General features: G+C 71.8%; 22 protein-coding genes. 11 read left to right on the top strand and 11 right to left on the bottom strand.

Features of this window, described 5'->3' with window-relative positions:
* Positions 1-10: 10 nt before the first annotated feature.
* The 3 genes from M8J73_RS07810 to M8J73_RS07800 all read right to left on the bottom strand — a co-directional run bounded on the left by M8J73_RS07810 (position 11) and on the right by M8J73_RS07800 (position 1,782).
* Positions 11-658 (bottom strand): DinB family protein, encoded by a 648-nt coding sequence (locus tag M8J73_RS07810; RefSeq protein WP_055541387.1) that lies wholly within the window; start codon positions 656-658, stop codon positions 11-13.
* Between the two features lie 5 nt (positions 659-663).
* Positions 664-1,308, bottom strand: a complete 645-nt coding sequence (locus tag M8J73_RS07805; RefSeq protein WP_055541386.1) for a GNAT family N-acetyltransferase — start codon at positions 1,306-1,308, stop codon at positions 664-666.
* A gap of 240 nt (positions 1,309-1,548) precedes the next feature.
* Positions 1,549-1,782, bottom strand: a complete 234-nt coding sequence (locus M8J73_RS07800) for a hypothetical protein (RefSeq protein WP_055543024.1) — start codon at positions 1,780-1,782, stop codon at positions 1,549-1,551.
* A gap of 181 nt (positions 1,783-1,963) precedes the next feature.
* Between M8J73_RS07800 and M8J73_RS07795 the strand changes: the two genes are divergently transcribed.
* The 3 genes from M8J73_RS07795 to M8J73_RS07785 all read left to right on the top strand — a co-directional run bounded on the left by M8J73_RS07795 (position 1,964) and on the right by M8J73_RS07785 (position 5,548).
* Positions 1,964-3,052, top strand: coding sequence for a glutamate--cysteine ligase 2 (locus tag M8J73_RS07795; protein ID WP_055543023.1), 1,089 nt, complete (start codon positions 1,964-1,966; stop codon positions 3,050-3,052).
* Between the two features lie 156 nt (positions 3,053-3,208).
* Complete coding sequence (locus M8J73_RS07790) at positions 3,209-4,936, top strand: SpoIIE family protein phosphatase (RefSeq protein WP_055543022.1); 1,728 nt, start codon at positions 3,209-3,211, stop codon at positions 4,934-4,936.
* Positions 4,937-5,101: 165 nt separating this feature from the next.
* Entirely contained in the window at positions 5,102-5,548 is a 447-nt protein-coding gene (locus tag M8J73_RS07785; RefSeq protein WP_055543021.1) for an ATP-binding protein, read from the top strand.
* Between the two features lie 105 nt (positions 5,549-5,653).
* Here the strand turns inward: M8J73_RS07785 and M8J73_RS07780 are convergent, their stop codons facing one another.
* The 3 genes from M8J73_RS07780 to M8J73_RS07770 all read right to left on the bottom strand — a co-directional run bounded on the left by M8J73_RS07780 (position 5,654) and on the right by M8J73_RS07770 (position 7,438).
* Positions 5,654-6,112: an ATP-binding protein gene (locus tag M8J73_RS07780; RefSeq protein ID WP_372503911.1), complete on the bottom strand. Its 459-nt coding sequence runs from the start codon at positions 6,110-6,112 to the stop codon at positions 5,654-5,656.
* 48 nt (positions 6,113-6,160) lie between these two features.
* A complete protein-coding gene (locus M8J73_RS07775) occupies positions 6,161-6,463 on the bottom strand; it encodes a DUF5133 domain-containing protein (protein WP_249828386.1) in 303 nt (100 codons plus the stop codon).
* Between the two features lie 108 nt (positions 6,464-6,571).
* On the bottom strand, positions 6,572-7,438 hold the full coding sequence (locus tag M8J73_RS07770; RefSeq protein WP_249828385.1) for a SigB/SigF/SigG family RNA polymerase sigma factor: 867 nt from the start codon (positions 7,436-7,438) through the stop codon (positions 6,572-6,574).
* A 358-nt stretch (positions 7,439-7,796) separates the two neighbouring features.
* Between M8J73_RS07770 and M8J73_RS07765 the strand changes: the two genes are divergently transcribed.
* The 7 genes from M8J73_RS07765 (at position 7,797) to M8J73_RS07735 (ending at position 14,319) form a co-directional block, all read left to right on the top strand.
* On the top strand, positions 7,797-8,675 hold the full coding sequence (locus tag M8J73_RS07765; protein ID WP_249828384.1) for an RNA polymerase sigma factor SigF: 879 nt from the start codon (positions 7,797-7,799) through the stop codon (positions 8,673-8,675).
* A gap of 119 nt (positions 8,676-8,794) precedes the next feature.
* Positions 8,795-9,199, top strand: coding sequence for an STAS domain-containing protein (locus tag M8J73_RS07760; RefSeq protein WP_055540091.1), 405 nt, complete (start codon positions 8,795-8,797; stop codon positions 9,197-9,199).
* 540 nt (positions 9,200-9,739) lie between these two features.
* Complete coding sequence (locus M8J73_RS07755; RefSeq protein WP_055540090.1) at positions 9,740-10,639, top strand: STAS domain-containing protein; 900 nt, start codon at positions 9,740-9,742, stop codon at positions 10,637-10,639.
* Positions 10,636-11,076 (top strand): STAS domain-containing protein, encoded by a 441-nt coding sequence (locus tag M8J73_RS07750; RefSeq protein WP_055540089.1) that lies wholly within the window; start codon positions 10,636-10,638, stop codon positions 11,074-11,076. Before M8J73_RS07755 ends, M8J73_RS07750 begins: the two co-directional genes overlap by 4 nt.
* Positions 11,076-11,516: an anti-sigma regulatory factor gene (locus tag M8J73_RS07745; protein ID WP_055540088.1), complete on the top strand. Its 441-nt coding sequence runs from the start codon at positions 11,076-11,078 to the stop codon at positions 11,514-11,516. Before M8J73_RS07750 ends, M8J73_RS07745 begins: the two co-directional genes overlap by 1 nt.
* Positions 11,516-12,577 (top strand): ATP-binding SpoIIE family protein phosphatase, encoded by a 1,062-nt coding sequence (locus M8J73_RS07740; RefSeq protein ID WP_055540087.1) that lies wholly within the window; start codon positions 11,516-11,518, stop codon positions 12,575-12,577. Before M8J73_RS07745 ends, M8J73_RS07740 begins: the two co-directional genes overlap by 1 nt.
* Positions 12,574-14,319: a PP2C family protein-serine/threonine phosphatase gene (locus M8J73_RS07735; protein WP_055540086.1), complete on the top strand. Its 1,746-nt coding sequence runs from the start codon at positions 12,574-12,576 to the stop codon at positions 14,317-14,319. Before M8J73_RS07740 ends, M8J73_RS07735 begins: the two co-directional genes overlap by 4 nt.
* 64 nt (positions 14,320-14,383) lie before the next feature.
* Here the strand turns inward: M8J73_RS07735 and M8J73_RS07730 are convergent, their stop codons facing one another.
* The 4 genes from M8J73_RS07730 to M8J73_RS07715 form a co-directional block, all read right to left on the bottom strand.
* Positions 14,384-15,193, bottom strand: a complete 810-nt coding sequence (locus M8J73_RS07730) for an SAM-dependent methyltransferase (protein WP_055540085.1) — start codon at positions 15,191-15,193, stop codon at positions 14,384-14,386.
* A 32-nt stretch (positions 15,194-15,225) separates the two neighbouring features.
* Positions 15,226-15,771, bottom strand: a complete 546-nt coding sequence (locus tag M8J73_RS07725) for a hypothetical protein (RefSeq protein ID WP_055540084.1) — start codon at positions 15,769-15,771, stop codon at positions 15,226-15,228.
* 243 nt (positions 15,772-16,014) lie between these two features.
* Positions 16,015-16,266: a DUF397 domain-containing protein gene (locus tag M8J73_RS07720; RefSeq protein WP_055540083.1), complete on the bottom strand. Its 252-nt coding sequence runs from the start codon at positions 16,264-16,266 to the stop codon at positions 16,015-16,017.
* Between the two features lie 3 nt (positions 16,267-16,269).
* Positions 16,270-17,145 (bottom strand): Sco1979 family transcriptional regulator, encoded by an 876-nt coding sequence (locus M8J73_RS07715; protein WP_492012105.1) that lies wholly within the window; start codon positions 17,143-17,145, stop codon positions 16,270-16,272.
* 251 nt (positions 17,146-17,396) lie between these two features.
* On the opposite strand from M8J73_RS07715, the gene M8J73_RS07710 reads away from it, so the two are divergent.
* Positions 17,397-18,809, top strand: a complete 1,413-nt coding sequence (locus M8J73_RS07710; RefSeq protein WP_055540082.1) for an NsdA family TPR-like regulatory protein — start codon at positions 17,397-17,399, stop codon at positions 18,807-18,809.
* An 890-nt stretch (positions 18,810-19,699) separates the two neighbouring features.
* On the opposite strand, the gene M8J73_RS07705 is transcribed toward M8J73_RS07710, so the two are convergent.
* The gene (locus tag M8J73_RS07705) at positions 19,700-21,145 is read right to left on the bottom strand and encodes a WD40 repeat domain-containing protein (protein ID WP_249828383.1); all 1,446 of its coding nucleotides are present in this window, start codon (positions 21,143-21,145) and stop codon (positions 19,700-19,702) included.
* Between the last annotated feature and the right edge of the window lie 77 nt (positions 21,146-21,222).

The raw sequence follows: 21,222 nt of genomic DNA, 5'->3' as shown, positions 1-21,222 counted from the left end.
CCGGACCTGGTCAGCTGGTGGCGTCGGCTTCCTTCGCCGCCTCTTCCAGTCGGTTTCTGTACTTCTCCCACCAGGCCGGATCCCCCGACGGCAGGCTCGTGTTGCTCACGCTCATGCCCGCGGAGCCGTCCAGGAGTTCCCTGACGATGTCGGCGTGGCCTGCGTGGCGGTGGGTGTCCGCGGTCACGCGGACCACGGCGTGGTGGAGGGTAACCTCGTTGCGGTCGCTCGGCCACCACGGCACCCTGCCGATCGTGTCGAGGGGCAGCGCGTCGATCGTCGCGTCCGCGTGCGCCCAGGCTCGGCGGTAGAGGTCGACGAGGTCCGCGCGGGACTCCCCCGCGGTGGCCCACATGTCCGCGTTGAGGTCCGCCCCGTCGTCGAGCCACGGCAGGGGTTCACCCGAGGGGCGTTCGAAGGTGTCGCACAGATAGCCGAGTTCGATGCCGGCGCAGTGCTTCACCAGGCCCAGGAGGTTGGTGCCGGTGGGGGTCATCGGGCGGCGGATGTCGTACTCCGACAGCCCCTCCAGCTTCCAGAGCAGGGCGTCACGGGCTTCCTGCAGATAGAAGCGCAAGTCGGACTTGGGGTCAGTGGGGCCCGTGGGGACGGCACGGACCGTGGGATCAGCCGTATCAATGGGGTCTGGTGAGGTCATGGGGGTCAGTCTGCCGCTCCTGTGATCTCTGTCCATCGGCCCAGGTAGGTCACCGGGCCGGGGTCCGGGACCTCGATCTCGTGGAAGCCCAGGCGGTCGTAGAAGGCGCGGGCCGGTGTGTTGGCGGTCAGCATGGAGAGGTGGACGGCGTTCACCTGTCGCTCGCGCAGGGCCCCCAGGAAGGTGTGCATCAGGGCTCGGCCGTGGCCCTGCCCCTGCCAGGCGGGGAGCAGGTCGATATGCAGATGGGCGGGGTAGGCCGCCACCTCGGGGACGAGCATGCGCTCGGGGCGGTACAGCAACTCGGTGATCGCCTCGTCGGATGTGCGCGGCGGGGACGGCGGCTTCGGGAATCGGTTCGCCACGCGGGGGAGCCACTTCGTGCGGAAGTTCTCCACGAAGGCGGGGGTGTCCGCGGTGCCGAGGATGTAGCCGACGGCCCGGCCCTCACCGTCGTCCAGGACGAACGTCAGGTCCGGTTCGAGGTGGGCGTAGGGCGTCGCGAAGATCGCCGGGAAGATGTCGGGGTCGGCGTAGTGGGGGCGGCTGTCCTTGCCGACGTGGGCGGTGCGGACGCAGATCTCGTGGAGCGCCTCGGCGTCCTCGGGGCGGTAGAGGCGTACGGCGGCGGGCGCTGCGGGTCGAGTCACCGCAGCATCCTGTGCGGTCCGGGGTCGTTCCGGCAACAGTCCCCGGTCCGGGGTCGTTCCGGCGACACTCCCCGGTCCGGAGTCGTTCCGGCGACACTCCCCGCTCCGCCGACCGCCGCTCCCGTGCGGCCCCCCGTCCTGCCCTGCCGGGCGTGGCCGGCCCCCCTTCGGGGGGCCTGGACATGGTGCTGCCCGGGTGAGGGGGCTCACCCGGGCGCGTGGGGACTTCCCCGCTGCCGGTCAGTTCGCCAGGCGTCGGCTCAGCAGCTGCTTGCCGAGGTCGGCTCCCTTGCGGCTGTCCGCCTGTGCCTTGCGGAACAACTCGGTCAGTTCCTTGTCGCCGGCCCGCTCCGCGTCCTGGATGTAGGTCTCGAGCCGCAGCGCGTTCTCCAGGCAGGCCTCGACGTACCAGATCAGGTTGTAGTCCTTGTCGGCCGTGCCGGTCACATGGCCGGTCTCAGCGGTGCTGGTCACGTTCTCCTCCTCCTCGGTCGGATGCCGGGGCCGCACCGGTTCGGCGCGGCTCCCGGAGCGCAGCACGGGTACCCGGACCGTGGAGGCGTACACGACCCATGTGTCGTACGACGACAAGGTGTCCCTACCTCGGGCGAGGGCACACGGCTGTCACCACCTCATGGGAGAAGGGCCAGATCACGTGCGTACCGTCGGAGTGGAAGAAGAACTCCTCTTGGTCGATCCGGAGACCGGTGAGCCGCAGGCCAGGGCCGCGGCGGTGCTCGCGCGCGCCTCGCGGGACGGCACGGGGCAGGACGTGTTCGAGAAGGAGCTCCATGACGAGCAGGTCGAGTTCGCGACGCATCCCCAGTCGAAGATGGCGGACCTCGGGTCGGAGATCGTCCGCTGCCGCAAGGACGCGGCACGGCACGCCGAGGAGGTCGGCGGGGCCGTCGTGGCGCTGGCCACGTCGCCGCTGCCCGTGCACCCGACGATCACCATGAACAGCAGGTACCAGTGGATGGCCCGGGAGTTCGGGCTCGACACACAGGTGCAGCTGGTGTGCGGCTGCCATGTCCATGTGTCGGTGGAGTCGGAGGACGAGGGCGTGGCCGTGCTGGACCGTATCCGGCCGTGGCTGTCCGTGCTGACGGCGCTCAGCGCGAACTCGCCGTTCTGGCAGGGCCGCGACAGCGGGTACGCCAGCTACCGCAGTCAGGTGTGGGACATGTGGCCGATGGCCGGTCCCACGGAACTCTTCGGCACGGCCGAGCGGTACCACCGGTACGTGGCGGAGCTGACGGCCACGGAGGTGGTGCGCGACGAGGGGATGGTGTACTTCGAGGCGCGGCTCGCCCAGCGGTATCCGACGGTGGAGATCCGGGTCGCGGACGTGTGTCTGCACCCCGACACCGCGGTCCTCGTCGCGGCGCTGACCCGGGGGCTCGTGGAGACCGCGGCCCGGGAGTGGCGGGCCGGCCGGGAACCGCTCGGCCACACCGCCGGGCTGCTCCGGCTGGCCCGGTGGCGGGCCGCCCGGTCCGGCATGACGGAGAACCTCCTGGACCCGGCGACGATGCGTCCCCGGCCCGCCGACGAGGTGATCCACTCCCTGGTGGACCACGTCGAGGAGGCCCTCGCCGACAACGGCGACCTCGATCTGGTCCGCGACTCGCTCGCCACGCTCGCGCGGCGGGGCAACGGGGCCCGGGTGCAGAGGGAGGTGATGGAGCGGACGGGGAGTCTGCGGGAGGTCGTCGCCGCCTGCGTCCGGCACACACAGGCGTGAGGTCTCCCTGGCCGGGCGGCCTCCCCTGGGCGAAAATGTGGTGCGCGTAGGTCGACGCGAACGGGGTAATGCGTTCCGAACGCACGTCGGCGCTCCTCCCCCGGTCAGGGGGCCGGCGGCCCCGTTGGCAGAGTCTCGAAGGCGAGGAATCCGAGCATGAACGCGTGGAGTCCCGACCACACCGCCGGGCGGCATCCCGGCCCCGCGGTGCGGTCGCCGGGCGATCTGCCCGACCTGGTGCACGCGGGCATGTATGTGGTCGACGACCACGGCTCCATCGTCGCGGTGAACGCTCGGGCCGAGTTCCTGCTCGGCCGGTCGGCCGACGCGCTCGTCGGCCGGGACGCCCACGACCTGCTGCACCGCGACGGCCTCGGCCAGAGCATGCCGCGGGCCGCCTGCCCCATGATGCACGCGTTCCTCGGCGGCAGTACGCGGGGCGGGGCGCACGAGTGGTTCGCCCGGGGCGACGACACCCTGCTGCCGGTGTCCTGGCTGGTCACCCCGTGCAGGCTCGAAGGAGGCGTGCTGGGCGCCACGGTCCTCTTCTACGAGACGGACCCCGAGGAAGGGGTGCCCTCGATGTCGGCCTCGCCGACGCTGTCGCAGCTGGACCGGCTGGCGCTGCTCGCCGAGACGACGACCCGGCTGACCTCCACGCTGGATGCCGAGGAGGCCGTGGCGCGGCTGGTGCGGCTGGTGGTGCCGCGGCTCGCCGACTGGGCGGTGGTCGACCTGATCACCGAGAGCGACGACGTCTGGCGGACCACCGTGGCGACCCATCACGGCGGTGCCGTGGTGCGGTGCGAGGAACTGGAGGGGCCGCTGCCGCCGGTGCACGAGGAGTCCCTCATGCCGTTGTCACGGGCGCTGCGCGGTGCGGCGTCCACCCTGGCCGGGCCGCAGACGTACCAGGGGCCACCGGATTCGGGGATCGCGGTGGCGCAGCAGCGGCTGTTCAAGGTGACGGGCATGCACTCGGCGGCGATCGCGCCCATCCGGGGGCCGCGCGCGGTGCTGGGCGCCCTCACGCTGGGCCGCAACGCCGAGTCCGGGGTCATGACGGACGCCGAGCTGTCGCTGCTGGAGGACATCGCGCGGCGGGCGGGGCTGGCGCTGGAGAACGCCCGGCTGTACCAGCGGCAGCGGCACATCGCGGAGACCATGCAGCGGCATCTGCTGCCACAGCTGCCGGAGGTGCCGGGGCTGACCATGGCCGCGCGGTATGTGCCGGCGTCGCAGTCGGCGCAGGTCGGCGGCGACTGGTACGACGCGTTCACGCTGGCCGACGGGGCGACGGCGGTGGCCATCGGGGACGTCGTGGGGCACAACATCGACGCGGCGGCCGGGATGGCGCAGATCCGCAACATGCTCCGTGCCTACGCCTGGGCGTTGGAGGAGCCACCGAGCGCGATCGTGGAGCGGCTGGACCAGGCGGTGGTGAACGTGGCCGAGGCGTCCATGGCGACCATGATCTTCGGGAGGGTGGAGAGGGACGCCGAGGGGTGGGCGCTGCGGTGGACCAACGCCGGTCATCCGCCGCCGTTGCTGATCACGCACGACGGCCGGTCGGCCTTCCTCGACGAGGAGCACGACCATCTGCTCGGCACCGGCCTCGTCCGCGGCCGTACCGACACGCGGACCCCGCTGCCGCCGCTGTCCACGCTGGTGCTGTACACGGACGGCCTGATCGAGTCGCCCGGGCACATCCTGGACCGCGGCATGGCCCGGTTGCGGCAGCACGCCGCGGCGCTGGCCCACCGTCCCCTGCACGCGTTCTGCGACCTGCTGCTGGAGCGCGCGCGTCCCGCGGAGAACGACGACGACGTGGCGCTGCTGGTTCTGCGGACACCTGCCGGAGAAGGTGAGTCGGCCGGGCGGTAACGGGCACTCGTACGGGGAGAGCGGCAGGAGGCCACAGTCTTCCCCAAAGCCCCATAGATCCCTACCATTTCGAACGCGTAGCCGCTCTCATCGGGGGAAGCACGTGCCTCTGAGAGGGAACGCGAGTTCGCGTCAGCCTCGATGAGCCGAGCGGGGAAAGACGAGATGGCAACAGAGCCGTGTTGGGACGACAAACTGCCTTCCGAGGAGATTCAGAAGAGTCACGCCGCCTTCGACGGGGAACTCGGCGACGTGACGGGTGCGCGTGCGGCGGCGGAGGGGTTCCTCGGCGCGTTGGCGCGCACGTCTCTGCCCGCCGCGCAGGAGCACTGGGACGACATTCTGCTGGTGGTGACCGAGCTGGCCGCGAACGCCGTGCAGTACGCGCCCGGGCCGTTCGAGCTCACCCTGCGCCGCACCTACGACGGGGTGCACGTGATGATGCACGACACCAGCGTCACGTCGCCCGAGCCGCGCCCCTTCCATCCGAGCAAGGGGGGCGGCGGTATCGGCTGGTATCTGATCCACACGCTGTGTGACGAGGTCAGCGTGGTGGTGCACGACGAGGGCAGGCAGCGCGGCAAGGACATCCACGTCTTCCTGCCCTGGTGAGCCCTGGGGCGATGCTCCGCCCCGGTGCTCCCCGGTGCTCCCCGGTGGGAGACGACACGGAAGTGCCCCGGCCCGGTGGGTCGGGGCGCTTGCCGGTGTTCGTGATCAGGTCAGCGGCACCAGGACGCTGATCGTCTTGCCGCCCTCCGCCCGGCTGCGGACGTCGACCTGACTGGACAGCCGGTTGATCAGCGGCCAGCCGTATCCGCTGCCCTCGTGGGAGCGGGGCGGCATACCGGGGCCGTGGGCCGCGGTGGGGACGGCGGGACTGTAGTCCCGCACGTCCAGCCGTACGCCCTCCTCGGTGACGCTCACGTCGAAACCGGCCAGCCCGCCGCCGTGCCGGACCGCGTTGGTGACCAGCTCGGAGACGACCAGCAGCAGATCGATCATGGCTGCCTCGGTCGGCGGCCCCGACGGCGAGCGCCACCCCTCCCCCACGACCGAGCGCACATAGCGACGGGCGGCGGCGGCACTGGTGATGGTGACCGGCGGGCGCGCCGCCTCGGCGGACGTGCCCTCGGGAAAAGCGGTGCCGTGCTCTCCGACCGGTCGACGTTCCATCGCCGTCATGCTGTGCGCGGGGCCGGCGAGGGAGGGCAGGGGTGTGCGTCACTGTTCATGAAGCGCCGCATACCCGCTCCAGCCCGGTCCATGACTGCCGAGATCGCCACTCGTTCCCATCCCGTGCCCGCACAGCTCGGCCGTCACGGTGGCCTGCGCGGCGGCGAGCTGCCGGCGCGCGGCCTCCAGGGCCTGCCGGACGTCGCGGGTGCCCGTGGACACGCACAACGTGTACGCGAGGTCCTGCGCTCGGCGCGTGGCCTGCGGGTCGCTCTGCTCGCCCTCGTACGACTTGAGCGACTCGTACTCCTCGACGAGTCGGCGCAGCGTCGCGGGATGGGGCATCAGCATCTGGTTCGCTCCTGGGTGATCTCGACGACAGGGTTCATGGACTGGACGACTTGTTTCGTGGACGGGTCGGTCCCGGGTGCGGCGCGCGGCCGGGGCCCGGGCGGTCGCTCAGCTGTCGCGGGTGCGCCGGCCGTCGCGGTCGCCGGTTCGGGCGGCCTGGCCGAGGGCCTCCTCTCGGACCCGTGCGCAGCTGCGGCTGATGAGGCGGGAGACGTGCATCTGGGAGATGCCGAGGCGGTCGGCGATGCGGTTCTGGGTCATGTCCTCGAAGAAACGCATGTAGAGGATGGCGCGCTCCCGTTCGGGCAGTCGGCGCAGCCCTTCCTTCGCTGCCTCCCGGTCCACGACGACGTCATACGCGTCGTCGCACGAGCCGAGGGTGTCGGCGAGGCTGTAGCCGTCGTCCCCGGAGGACATCTCGGCGTCCAGCGACAGGGCGCTGAAGCTCTCCAGCGCCTCCATCCCCGCGTTGACCTCTTCCTCGGTGAGCCCGGTGTGGGCGGCGATGTCGGCGATGGAGGGCTCGGTGGCGCCGGAGGTCTGGCTGAGTTCACGGCGGGCGACCCGCACCTTGTTGCGCAGGTCCTGCACGCGGCGGGGGACCCTGAGGGTCCACATCCTGTCGCGGAAGTGCCGTTTTATCTCCCCGGTGATGGTGGGCACGGCGTAGCTCTCGAACGCCCCCCGTTCGGGCTCGTAGCGGTCCACCGCCTTCACCAGGCCCATGGCGGCGACCTGGCGCAGGTCCTCCAGTGACTCGCCCCGGTTGCGGAACCGGCCCGCGATGCGGTGTGCCATGGGCAGCCAGGCCTGTACGAGTGCGTCTCGTACGGCGTCCCGCTCGGGTCCTTCGTCCATCGCGGCCAGCCGGGCGAAGGCGGCGGCGGTGTCGGGGGCGTCGTCGTGTGACCTTCTGTCGATGGTGCCGGGGCGGGCGGACGTACCGGATCCGTTTGCGGACACGTTGACCAGCATGCGGAATCGCTCCTGAACGACGCTGTCAGGGACTCGCGGAGGGGAACGGCGGGCGGGCGATGAAGACCCGGACGCGGAACACCGTTTCCTCCGGCGCGCCTCCGTCACGGAGGCGTGGACAACCGATTGCCCCTCGATTCGGGAGGCAAACAACCGTGTGCCGCATTCTTCGTGTCGGGTACACGTATCGGGAGGCGGTGCGGGTGGGGCGGCCGGGCCGACCGGGCGGAGCCGCGGCGACGACTTCCGGCCAGAGTGCGGAGCCGGAGCGTCCCTTTCGGGGCGGAGTGGGACTGACTTGGGAGGACGGGGGCAAGCGGGGGGGGCAGTAGGCATTCGGGCGAGAGGGGTGGACGGCATGGCAGCCGTGACGGCAGTGCGGACAACGGCCACGGCACGGGAGAAGGTCCTGACCAGGAGGGCGGCCCTGCCGTGGATCGAGGACCCGTCGCAAGTCAAGCCGAAGGACGCGCGGGCGATGTCGCGGCAGTTCTTCGACCGGCTGGCCATGCTGGACGAGGGGACCCACGACTACCAGTACGTGCGCAACACGCTGATCGAGATGAACCTGTCGCTGGTGCGGTACGCCGCCTCGCGCTTCCGCGGCCGTGAGGACTCCCTGGAGGACATCGTCCAGGTCGGGACGATCGGGCTGATCAAGGCCATCGACCGGTTCGAACTGTCCCGTGAGGTGGAGTTCACGACGTTCGCCGTGCCGTACATCGTCGGCGAGATCAAGCGCTTCTTCCGTGACACGAGCTGGGCGGTCCATGTGCCGCGGCGGCTCCAGGAGGCGCGCGTGGAGCTGGCCAAGGCCACGGACGAGCTGCAGTCCCGGCTGGGCCGCATGCCGACCACTCGTGAGCTGTCGGAGCTGATGTCCCTGTCCGAGGAGGAGGTCATCGAGGCGCGCAAGGCCTCCAACGGCTACAACACCTCCTCACTGGACGCCGCGCTCACCTTCGACGGGGGCGAGGACGGCGACACGGTGCTGGGCGACCTCATCGGCGAACTGGATCCGTCACTGGAACTCGTCGAGGACTTCCATTCGCTGGCCCCGCTGATCGCCCAACTCGACGAGCGGGAGCGACGGATCATCCATCTGCGGTTCGTCGAGGAGCAGACCCAGTCCCAGATCGCCGCGCAGCTCGGTGTGTCCCAGATGCATGTCTCCCGGTTGATCAGCCGCATCATCAAGCGGCTGCGCAAGGGACTCCTGGAACCGGGTGTTGCCTGATCACACCCCGTGTGGACGGATGATTCGCGGGTATGCGCACGGGCGCGTCGCCGAGCGATGCATCGATTCCGTTGATCGGGGCACCCGGCCCCGATCGGTAGCGCCTGTGGGAGGCCCTTGTGTCCGTTGCCCAGAACCCCCTGTCGATCAAGGTGGATCTGCCGCGCGAGGACGCCGTTCTGCTCACCATCGAAGGGGAACTGGACATCGATACGGCGACCGAGCTGCAACATCATCTGGCGAATCAACTGAGCCACGGTCGACGGCATTTTCTCCTCGATGTATCGGCCGTCCCCTTCATGGACTCGTCCGGCATGAACATCATCCTGCGGACCTATCAGGAGGTGCGGGAGATCCCGGGGGGTGTGTACCTCATCGCCCCGACGCCGGCGGTGCGGCGGATCCTCGACCTCACGGGCGTCAGCCTCACCGTGGCGACGGTGGACAGTGTCGACGAGGCGCTGGAGGCCGTGGACTCCGGTCGGCTGCCGAGCCGGCCGGACGAGCCGTCGGCCGAGGCGTAGTCGTCGCAGGGGGTGGCGGGCGGCGCAGCTCGGGCGGTGTCTGTCCGCAGGTGGGCGGGCTCGCACCGAAGGCCAATGGTTGCCGTTTGACAACTGTCGCCGGAAGCAACAGAGTGAGCGCGAGGCAAGCACGTGGGAAGGGTTCGGATGCCTTTCGGACCGAGGCCGGGTCGGCGGTCGGACGCTCCTGGCGTCGACGGCGTCCCCCTCGTGGATCCGTGCCCCGGCAGTGTCGCGCGAGGCGCGGCAGGGCCGTCCGCGCCGACCCGACGGCGGGCACGGTGCGCACCGGCCGACGACGCCGGACCCGCCCGCGTCGTACCCCAACTCCTGGAGACCGCCGCGGAGTCGGTGGGCTCGAGGGGGTACCGGGCCGCGGGTGCGCGGGGCGATGCGGCCCCCGCGAGTCGTGTCGAACGGCCGGCTCCTCCTCAGGGGTGTCGGACCGTACGACCCCATGACCGGGTGCGCGGCCCCAGGACTTCGCCCCCCACTCGTTCCCCGCAGCGGGGAGTCACCACAGCACGTGAGGAGAGACCCGTGCCGGAGCAGGAAACGGCAGCCCATCGCAGGACACCCGCCCAGGAGGTGGCGGGCTTCCTGCGCGACCGGCAGGAACAGATCGCGCAACGCTGGGCCGACGCCGCGCTGTTCCGTACCGTCTTCACCCACTCCCGGGACGAGGCGGTGGAGGCGGGCCGGGCCGTCGTGGACGCGCTCGCCGCGGTGGCCACCGCGGAAGCGGTCGAGGACGCGGAGTCCGGCGGCTTCCACGTCGTCCGCGACCAGCTCGCCCGGACGGCGGCCTCCCGTGCCCGGGCCGGTTCCAGCATCACCGACATCTCCCGTGAGGTCGACGCGCTGCGGCCCCCCGTCACCGAGCTGTTCCTCGCCGAGTTCCCCGACGCTCCGGCGGAACACGTCCGAGAGTGCACCACGACCCTGACGGTCCTCATGGGCACGCTGCGTCTGGTCGTGCTGGAGACGGCGCTGAGCGAGGGCGAGGAGGTCATCCACCGGCAGCGACTGCAGCTGCTCGAAGTGGCCACTCCCGTGATCAAGCTGTGGGAGGGCATCGTCGCCGTCCCCCTGATCGGCACCCTGGACAGCGCGCGCAGCCAGGTCGTGATGGAGACGCTGCTGGACTCCATCGTCGAGCAGCACGCCAGGTTCGCCATCCTGGACATCACCGGCGTCCCGACCGTCGACTCCCTGGTGGCCCAGCATCTGATGAAGACGGTCGCGGCGGCACGGCTGATGGGCGCCGAGTGCATCGTCTCCGGGATCCGGCCGCCCATCGCGCAGACCATCGTGCACCTGGGCATCGACCTCAGCTCGGTGCTGACCCGGGCGAGCCTCGCGGACGCCCTCGCCTACGCGCTGCGGCAGCAGGGTGCGGACATCGTCGCGCGCGAGGGCGCCGGTTCGGAGTACAGGTGAGCGGCGGCTTCCCCTCGCCGTACGGCGGGCCGTCCCCGTACGCGGCTCCCGTCCCCGTCCTCAGACTGGGCGACGTGCTGCTGGTCACGCTGCAGGGCGATCTGCACGACGGTACGGCGGAGCAGCTCCAGCAGGACATCAGCGACACGGTCGCGCGCAGCGGGGCCACGGGCGTGGTCATCGACCTGTCGGGTGTCGAGATGGTCGACTCGTTCCTGGGGCGGGTCCTCAGTGACATCGCCGCCCAGACGAGTCTGCTCGCCGCCCGCACCGTCATCGCGGGCATGCGTCCGGCGGTCGCGATCACCCTGGTGGAGCTGGGGCTGACGCTGCCCGGGCTGCGTACCGCGCTCAGCACCGAGGACGCGATGCGTCTCCTCGGCGACCAGGGCCCGACCCTCCCCCGCCCGGGGCGCACCCGCCAGGAGAGTGTGTGATGCAGACCGCCGGCGGCGTCTCCGCCTGCCTGCCGATTCACTCGGACCTGGATCTGGTGTGGGTACGGCAGCATGTGCGGCAGGCGGCCGCCCAGCTCGGCTTCGGCCTGGTCGAACAGACGAAACTGGTGACGGCGGCCAGCGAACTGGCCCGCAACACCCTGATCCACGGCGGCGGGGGCCAGATGGAGTGCGCGCCGGTGGCCGCCGGCGGCGTACAGGGGCTGCGGCTGGCGTTCAGCGACGAGGGGCCGGGCATCCCGGACCTCGACCGGGCGCTCATGGACGGTTTCACCTCCGGTGAGGGTCTCGGCATGGGGCTCGGCGGAGCACGGCGGCTGGTCCATGACTTCAAGATCGACAGCCGTCCCGGCGGGGGCACCACCGTGACGGTGACGACGTGGCTGTCGGTTCCGCCGCGGCCGCGCGAGGAGCGGTGATGTCCCGCGTGTGGGAGGTGCCGGTGCGCGACTCGACCCGGGTGCGCGACGCCCGGGTGGCGGCGGAGGCCGCGGCGGTCCGGGCCGGGCTGGACGAGGGCCGGGCCGCCGAAGCGGCGCTCGTGGCGACCGAGTTGGCGACCAATCTGCTCAAGCACGCCGACGGCGGGCTGATACTGCTGGACGTCGTGGACGGGCTGCCCGAGGGTGACGACCGGATCCCGATGGTGCAGATCGTGGCGATCGACCACGGGCCCGGGATGCGGGACGTGCGGGGCGCGCTGCGGGACGGTTACTCGACCACGTCCTCGCTGGGCGCGGGGCTCGGCACCTGTCGTCGGGTCGCCGACGACTTCGATCTGCACAGCACGGTCGGCCGGGGCACCGTGGCCCTGGCGCGGCTCGGCTCCCGTCGGCGGCGCGGTGCGGCGGCGCGTTCCGCCGGGCACGGAGTACGGGCGGGGGGCGTCAACATCCCGCTGGCGGGAGCGGAGTTCTCCGGTGACGCCTGGGCGTGGGTACGGGCGGACCACCTGACGACGCTGATCCTCGCCGACGGGCTGGGGCACGGCCCCGAGGCGGCGCGCGCCTCCGCGGCGGCGGTGGAGGAGCTGCGCCGGGTGCCCGATCTGCCGCCCGCGCAGGTGATGCGCCGACTGGAGGGCGCGCTGCGCGACACCCGGGGGGCGGCCGTCGCCGTCGCCCAACTCGACGCCTCGGCCGGGCGGTTGCTGTTCACCGGCGTCGGCAACATAGGGGCCCGGCTGCGGACCGGCGCGACGTGGCAGCCCCTGTTGTCGCGGCCCGGGATCGTGGGCGCGCACCGGCCGGCGACCATGCCGCAGCACGAGGTGCCCTGGGGGGACGACTGTCTTCTCGTGCTGCACAGCGATGGGTTGCCCAGCCGTTGGAGTCCCGGTCCGGCAGCCCACAGCACCGCTCTCGACCCCGCTGTCGTGGCCGCCGTGATCGTGCGTGACGCGAGCAGCTCCGCCCGGCCGGTCCGCGACGACACCAGCGTCGCGGTGCTGAGCCCCTCCCCGCCGGATCACCACCCATGACCAGAACCTGGCGCATCAGTTCCGTCACCGACGCGGCGCGGGCCCGGATCGCCACCGCGCGGCTGGCCACGTCGCACGGGGTGTCCCCGACCGACCGCGCCCGGCTGGTGACCGCGCTCACCGCGCAGCTGCGGCAGTGCCTCACCAAGGGCGGCACCTGGGTGCTGAGCGCGCGGGCCGCGGCGACGCCGCCGGCCGGCAGCCGGTTCCTCGTGGAGGTGACGTCGGCGACGCAGCGGCCGGGCGAGTTCCGGCAGCCGTGGCGGCTGACCGTCGGCTGCGCCCAGGAGGCGGAGCTCCCGGACTCCGGGCATGTGGGCGACGATCCGGTGACGCTCGCGGAGGCCCTGTTCGGCGCGGACGAGGACGCCGCGCTGCTGCTGGAGAAGCTCGACGAGCAGGAGGCGCTGGTCACCTTCCACCGCGAGGAACTGCACCAGACCAATCAGGGTGTGCTCGCGCTGCACGCGGAGCTGGACGCGGCGGGACGCGCGCAGCGGGAGCTGTTCGCCGCCGAGCAGAAGGCCCGTGAGGAGGCGGAGAACGCGCGGGGCCGGCTCACGTTCCTCGCCGACGCCAGCGCCGCCCTGACGGCGTCCTTGAACCACGACGAGATCGTGCGGCTGCTGCCGACGCTGCTGGTGCCCCGGTACGCGCGCACCGCCGACGTCTGGTTGTTCGACGGCGACGACGACGCGCGCCTGAGCGATCCGCGCCCGGGGGCCGCCGTCCTGGCCGCCCGCCGTGGTCGCCCCCAGTACGCGGCGGACCACCCCGGTGGTCTTCCCGGGGTCGACGACCAGCCGCCCTCGGCGCTGGACCCCGAGCGGCCGCTGCTGTGCGTGCCCCTGATGGCCCGCGGTGCTCCGCTCGGTGTGCTCACCCTGTCGCCGCCGGGGGAACGCTGGGACGCCGACGACGCGTTCATGCTGATCGAGCTGGCCCGCCGGGCCGGTGTCGCCCTGGAGAACGCCCGCCGTTTCGAGCACAACCGGGACATCGCCGAGACGTTGCAGCGTGCCCTGCTCACCGAGCTGCCCCTGACACCGGGGCTGCGGCTCGCTGCGCGCTATCTGCCGGCCACCCGGGGCCTGAACATCGGCGGCGACTGGTACGACGCCTTCCGCCAGCCCGACGGTGGCCTGATCACCGTGATCGGCGACGTCACGGGGCACGGTCTGCACGCCGCGGTGATGATGAGCCAGCTACGGACCGCGCTACGGGCCTACGCGGTGGAGGGCAAGAGCCCCGGCCAGCTCCTCACCCAGCTGCATCTGCTCCTGCACCATCTGCAGCCCGACCTGTACGCCACGGCGGTGATCGCCCGTTTCCATCCGGACGAGCCGACCCTGACGTGGGCGGCCGCGGGGCATCCGCCGCCGGTGCTGCGCTCGCCCGACGGCGGGGTGCGGGTGCTGGACGCCAAGCCGGGCGCGATGCTCGGTATCCCGCTGCGCCAGGAGATCGCCGACCACACCGTCCCGCTGCCGCCCGGTTCGACGCTCGCGTTGTACACGGACGGTCTGGTGGAGCGCCGCGCCCAGGGCATAGACCCGGGCATCGACCGCCTGGCCCGAGCGCTCGGCGCGCTGCGGCCGGCGACGCTCGACGAGGACCTGGAGGGCTCCGCCGACCTGCTGCTGCACCCGCTGCTGGACGACTCCGAACACGAGGACGACGTCTGCCTGCTGCTGTGCCATGTGGACGGCGACACGGGGAAGATCGGGGCCCCGCTCCGGTGAACCCGCGGAGCGAGGCGGGCCCCTGGGGCGGCGCGGCTCGCGGCGCGGCTTCAGGCCGGGCGGGTCACGGCTTGTACGCCACTCCCCCGTACACGTCGGTCGGCTCGGGGGCGGTGCCCGGCTCCGGGCGCCACAGCGGGCAGGAGACGATGCCGGGGTCCAGCAGTTCGAGGCCCTCGTAGTAGGCGGTCAGCTGGCGGGGGCTGCGCAGCACGTAGGGGACGGCGCCGGTGTCGTCGTAGCCCTCCTGGGCGCGCTTGAGTTCGGCGTCGGTGTCGGTGCTGTCGTAGTGGACGAAGTAGCTGCCGGAGGGCAGTGCCGCCTGGAGTCGGCGGACGATGTCCTTGGCCTCCTCGTAGTCCTGGATGTGGCCGAGGATGCCCATGAGCATGAGGGCGACGGGCTTGCCGAAGTCGAGGATCTTCCCGGCGTGTTCGAGGATCGCGTCGGGGTCGTGCAGGTCGGCGTCGACGTAGTCGGTGACGCCTTCGGGGGTGCTGGTGAGCAGGGCCTGGGCGTGGCGCAGGACCAGGGGGTCGTTGTCGACGTAGACGATGCGGGACTCGGGGGCGACCTTCTGGGCGACCTGGTGGGTGTTGTCGTAGGTGGGCAGGCCGGTGCCGATGTCCAGGAACTGGCGGATGCCGCGTTCGCGGGCCACGAAGGTGACCGTGCGGATGAGGTAGACGCGGGAGGCCCGGGCCATCGTCTCGATGTTGGGGGCGATCTCCCGGTAGGCGTCACCGGCGATCCGGTCGACGTCGTAGTTGTCCTTGCCGCCCATCCAGTAGTTCCAGATACGGGCCGAGTGCGGCACCGTGGTGTCGATCTTCGACAGTGCTTCCTGGTCGGGAGTGGGGTGGCCGTCTGGCATGGGACTCTCCTGCCTCACGTCGCGTGGTGTCGCTAACCTATCGTCAACTGCTCTGTGTCACCCAAGAGTTGGGGTCGGCGGGGCTCGGTGACCCGCGTGGGGCGGCTGGCCTCGCCGACGTGGACGGTCACGACCGGCACGTGCTGGGCGAGGGTGTCGAACGCGCGCGCGTAGGCGGTGGCGGCCTCCGCCGCCTCGGTGGCCTGCTCGTCGCCGGGCCGGTGGCCCCGCTCGCGCGGGGTGCGGCCGGTCGTGGTCAGGTGGAGCATCGCTCCGTCGCGTTCGGCCACGGCCTCGGCGAAGTCGAGGGCCTGGATCCAGGTGACCCGGGACCGGCCGCGCCGCAACGGTCCGTGGACCAGCTCGGCGATCAGTTGGCTGTCGACGGCCAGTCGGCCCGGTCCGGCGAGGAGTTCGCGGTAGGGCAGCGCGGGGTCGAGGTGGTGGAGGCCGGGCGGCATGTGCCGGATCTGGAAGCCCAGCCGGGCCAGCGAGGCGATGAGGAGGCCCCGGCCGGGCCCTTCGTGACCCTCGACGATCAGGGTCCGGTAGCGGGTGAGGCTGGAGGGAGGGGTCATCCCCGCCCCTCGGGAGCGGCCCGGCCGGGGCGGCCGGCGTGTCGGACGGTCGGCATGGCTCGACCGGGGACACGAGGCGGCGTGCGCATGCCGCTCCCTTCGGGTGGTGCCCTTACGGTGCTGTGCTCGCCCCGCGTGGGCGGGGTCCCCCAGTGTGCGCGGGGACCGGACGTCGAGGGGAGCCCGTGCGGGCGTTGTCCGGTTGTGCGGGCGTAGTGGTCCGGGAGCGCGGGGTTCCGCCGGTCAGGCGATCAGGAAGTCGGCCTGTCCGGCCTTGGCGCCTTCGAGGAACGCGACGATCTCGTCGCGCGAGTACACGAGGGCGGGGCCGTCGGGGTCCTTGGACTGGCGGAAGGCGACGCTGCCGTCGGGCAGGCGCTTGACCTCGACGCAGGATCCGCCGTTGGTGCCGCTCCAGGGCTTGTGCCAGCCCTCGGCGCCGAGTTCGGGGGCGGGCATGCCGCTGTGGACGGGGCGGTCGGGTGTGCTTGCCATGTGTCACAACTCCTTGCGTAGTGCCGCCAGGATGTCCCTGGTCCGAGACACCGGTTCCGCCTGCACGGACATCCGGTCCATGACCTCCAGGTAGGTCACGACCTCGGTGGGCTGGTCGACGTACTGGGCGCCGGCGAGGCCCTCGGTGTAGACGATGTCGGGGAGTTCGGAGAAGCCGAAGCGGAAGTAGTGGAAGGGGCCGTACGCGCCGGGGTGCGGTCCGGCGGCGAAGCGCATGATCTGGATTCTGATCTTGGGTCGCTCCGTGGCCTCGACGAGCCGGTCGATCTGGGCCCGCATCACCTCGGACCCGCCGACCGGGCGGCGCAGCACGGTTTCGTCGAGGATGGCCCAGATGGCGGGGGCCTCGGGTTTGACCAGCAGGTCCTGGCGTCTGAGCCGTAACGCGACCCGGCGGTCGACGTCCTCGGGGCTCGCGTTGGGGAAGCCGACGCGCAGGAGCGCGGCGGCGTAGTCGTGCGTCTGCAACAGGCCGGGTACGTACTGGGGTTCGTAGAGGCGGATGACCTGGGCCTCGCTCTCCAGGCTCACGTACGCGCTGAACCAGTCGGGCAGCACGTCGCGGAACTTGTGCCACCAGCCGGGTTGGTTGGCTTCCCGGGCGAGGGAGAGGAAGTCCTCGATCTCGGTGTCGGAGACCCCGTAGGTGCGCAGCAGCTCCTTCACATAGGGGATGCGGAGGCCGACCTCGGCCTTCTCCATGCGGCGGACCGTCAGCGCGGTGACCTCGATGGCGCGGGCGGCCTCGTCGAAGGAGACACCGGCCCGCTCCCGTAACTGACGGAGCCGCTTTCCGAGAACCATGCGCAGGACCGTGGGCGCCGCCGGGGCGCTCCCTCCGACGCGGGTCTCACTCACGTGCAACCTCCCGGGGCGGGATTCACAGCGTGCAGTGTGCCACGCGATCCATTGACAAGGACAGATCCTCGGAGTTCATTCTGAAATTATCAGAACGCCGGTTGCGGGCTGAGTTGTTCGGCCACCATAGTGATCGGGCGACCTGCCGCACAGAGCGGGCAGTGTCCTTCGAACTCCTCCGGCCCGCCCCGGAGTTGGCGCAAGGGTGGGTACGGGTTCGCAGCCGCGCGCCGACACGATGCGACTCCTGGATGGCCGCCGTGACCAACGGATTAGCAAGGACCCCGGCGAAGACCCCCGGCGGGCCCAACAAGCCGCTCGCGGCCGCCCTCAAGGAGGCCGGCTGTTCGTACGCCTCCCTCGCCCTCCGGGTCAATGAGCTGGGCCGCTGCCAGGGCTCGGAGACCAACTACGACAAGGCCTCGGTGACCCGCTGGTTACAGGGCCAGCAACCACGCGGCAACACACCGGAGTTGATCGCCGCCGTCCTCGGCGAACGACTGGGCCGTGCCCTGACTCCGGCGGATCTCGGCTTTCCGCTCGACCGGGGGCGGCCGGTGACGGGACGGGCGCTGATGTACGGGGAGAACGTGGCGGAGACCCTGCACACCCTGGTCGAGCTGGGGTCGACCGACATCTCACGGCGGAGCCTGCTGGGTTCGGTGCCGTTCGTGCCGGGCGCGCTGACGAATCCTCAGCGGGCGTGGCTGCTGTGGCTGGTGGAGAGCCGTGACGCGCCCCGGCTCGCGTCCGTGTCCGGGGCGGGTCCGGTGGAGCAGGTCCACGCGATGATCCGCATGTTCGACGAGATGGACAACCAGTTCGGGGGCGGCGGGGTCCGTACGAGCATCGTGCAGTACCTGACCACCGAGGTCATCCCGATGCTGCAGCAGCGCGGCACACCGGCGAACCAGCGGCGTGAGCTGTTCGCCGCCGCGGCGCGGCTGGCCGCCATGGCGGGCTGGAGCTCGTACGACGCCGGGGAGTACGGCCTGGCGCAGCGATACATGACGCAGGGGCTCCGGTTGTGCGCGGAGGGCCGCGACCATGTGCTCGGCGGGCAGATCCTCGCCGGGCTGTCGCATCTGGCGACGAGTCTGGGGCGCCCGGACGAGGGGGTGGCGCTGGCGCGGGCCGGTGTCGCCACGGCGAAGGACGCGGGCAGCCCGCTCGGGCTGATGCGGCTGCACGCCATGTCCGCGCGGGGTCATGCGGCGCTCGGGCGACCGCGCGAGACCTCCGAGGCGCTCCGCGCGGCGGAGAAGCAGCTGGATGCGAGTCGGGGTGCCGCCCAGGAGTCGCCGTGGGTGCGGTTCCTCGACCACCACTACCTGCAGGCCGAGTCGGCCCTCTGCTTCCGTGACCTGGGGCTGGCCGCGCAGGCCGAGCACACGGCGAGCGAGTCGGTGCGCGCCCATGCGGACCGGCGGCGGCGTCAGGCCATCAGCCGGTCCGTCCTGGCCACGGCCCACCTCCAGCAGAACCGCCTCGACGAGGCCGTCGCCACCGCCACCGACGCGCTGGAGGCGCTCAGCGGGGTGCACAGCGAGCGGTCGATCCAGGCCCTGCGCGACTTCAGGGGACGACTCGCGTCCCGCCGACACGAGCCGGTGGTACAGGAGTTCGAACGCCGGTCGCGGGTGGTGCTGGGGTCGGCGGCCTGAGGGGTCGCCGAGGCCAGGTGCCAGGGGCTGCCTGCACGCGGTCGGCGGCCTCGGCTGTCGATGTTCTCCAGGACAAAGCCGGTGACGAACACACCCCCGCCTTGCCCCGACACCGACCCCGCGCCGCGACGGCCCGACACCACCTCCGCCCCGCGACAATTCGACGGCCGTGCGAAACGGCTCCTGCCGACAGCAGCAGCTCTCCGTCTGCCCGACGTCGCCGCGGCATCACCACGCCGAGCTGACTCGGGCAGTTCGACGTCCCACAGCGCGACCGAGCCGTCCGTGCCGACGGCCAGAGTCCGTCCGGGGCGAAGGCCGTCACCGCGAGGGAGCGGGTCGGCGCTGCGCCTCTGGGCAGAGCTGTCGAAAGGTCCCACAGGCGAACCTCCTCGGCGCCGCTCACGGCCACGGTCCGTCCGTCCGGGCTGAAGACGGGCGGCGCCACCCCTCCGTCGACCCGCAACGTCTTCAGGAGTCGGCCGTTGTGCACGTCCCAGGTCTTCAGGTCGCGTCCGCTGACGGTCGCCAGAGTGGGCCCGTCCGGGCTGAAGGAGAGCGACAACGGCCCTCGGGCTCCCGGCTCGATGGTGCGTCCGGTGCGACCGGTCGAGGTGTCGAGAAGTACTCGTTCGTCGTCGAGCCCGACGTTCACGACGGCGAGGGTGTGGCCGTCCGGCGTGAACGCCACCACTCTGATGGGTCGGTCGCGGCCCGTGGCGACGGTACGCAGTGCACCGGTGGAGGGGTGCCAGATCCGTACCCGCCCCTCGCCGACGAGAGCGAGCCGGCTCCCGCCGGGGCTGAGGACCACCGTCTCGACGCCGCGCAGGACACGACGGTGACGGAGGCGCCCCGTGGCCACCTCCCGTACTTCGACCGATCCGCCCTCAAGGACACGGGCGGCCAGGGCGCGTCCGGTCGGGCCGAACCCGACGGCACCCGGGGGCGGGACAGGTGAGAGGCGGCTGCTGTCCAGGGGGTGCCCCGCCGGTATCCGTGTCTGCGTCGGGGGCGGCGTCGAGCAGCAGCGCGCCTCCGCGACGGCTCGTTGCGGTGTCCCACAGTCGCACGTACCGGCGACCTGGCGGCCCGTGCTGCACCGCGCCCACGGAGTGACCGTCCGGGCTGAACGCCAGGTCGGCGACATACGTCCCGGCGTCGGCGCGCAGAGCGGTTCGCGGGCGATTCAGTGTGACGTGGTGGATGCGTACGACGGGGTCCGCGCCGCTTCCGGTCACCAAGGTGTGCCCGTCCACGCCGAGGGCCGCTTTCACCGTCCCTCGTCCGCGGTGACCGGCGCTCACGGTGCCCAGCACAGCACCGGAGGCGGGGTCCCACATGCGCACGGTGCCCCCGGGGCCCGATACCGCGAGGGTGCGACCGTCCGGGGAGAAGGACACCGCGTCCGCGCCGACGGGGCTGCCCCGGAAGGTGCGCAGAACGTTGCCCGTGGTGACGTCACGCAGTTGCACCACGCCGTCGGCCCGGATGACGGCGTACGCCCGGCCGTCAGGGGCGACTGCCACCGCATCGGCTTCCACGCGGCTGTCGTGGGCGATCCCGGTGCGGCCCGTGGCCGCGTCCCACACCCGCACCCGGCCGACGCGGCTCACCGAGACGACGGTGCGCCCTCCGGGGCCGAAGGCGACGGCCTGCGGAACGAAATCGCCGGTGAAGGTGTGCCGAGTACGGCCGGTGGCGGCGTCCCACACGCGGACGGCCGACGGCGAGGAGGCGACCACGGCTCGGCCGTCAGGACTGAAGGCCATGGCCCGTACCGCGCCGTCGCGGACGGTCGAGGCTCTGAGCCTCAGGCCGGCTGCCGTGTCCCACAGGCCGATCACCACTCCGGCTTCGGTGGCGGAGGCGATGGCGAGCGCGTGCCCGTCGGGGCTGAACGCCATGACGTTGCCGGAGCCGATGCCGATGCCGATGCCGATGCCGATGCCGGTGAGCGTGTGACGGATCCGGCCTGAGGGCAACTCCCAGAGCCGCACCGTGCCGTCCGCGCTGTGGGCGGCGACGGCGCGTCCGTCGGCAGCCAGGGCGACGGCTTCCACAGGCTCGGTGCCACCGACCAGGCGCTTGCGCAACGGCAGCGCCGCTGCGGCGAACAGGGCGGCGATGGCCTCACGGGTGGGGCTCATCCGGTAGGCCCGTACGGCGAGCAGCGCGGCGAGGTCGGGGTCGGTGTCGAGCAGCGCAGCGGACTCGGCGGCCAGTTGCCGGGACTCGGCGAGGCGCTGTGCGGTGACCGCGCTCCGCCACTGTCCGACGGCGAGGCCAGTGGCGACTACGGCGAGGCAGAGGGCAGCGGTGATCGCCGTCAGCACCAGTCGGGACCGGCGCCGGACCTTGCGTTCCTCGTCGTGGCCGGCGTCGAGGAAGGCACGTTCGTCACTGGTCAGGT

Origin of the sequence: Streptomyces neyagawaensis (assembly GCF_023516595.1) — a bacterium.
Classification (GTDB): Bacteria; Actinomycetota; Actinomycetes; order Streptomycetales; family Streptomycetaceae; genus Streptomyces; species Streptomyces neyagawaensis.
Note: the sequence above shows the minus strand (reverse complement) of the source record. Positions and strands in the feature narration are given on the sequence as shown.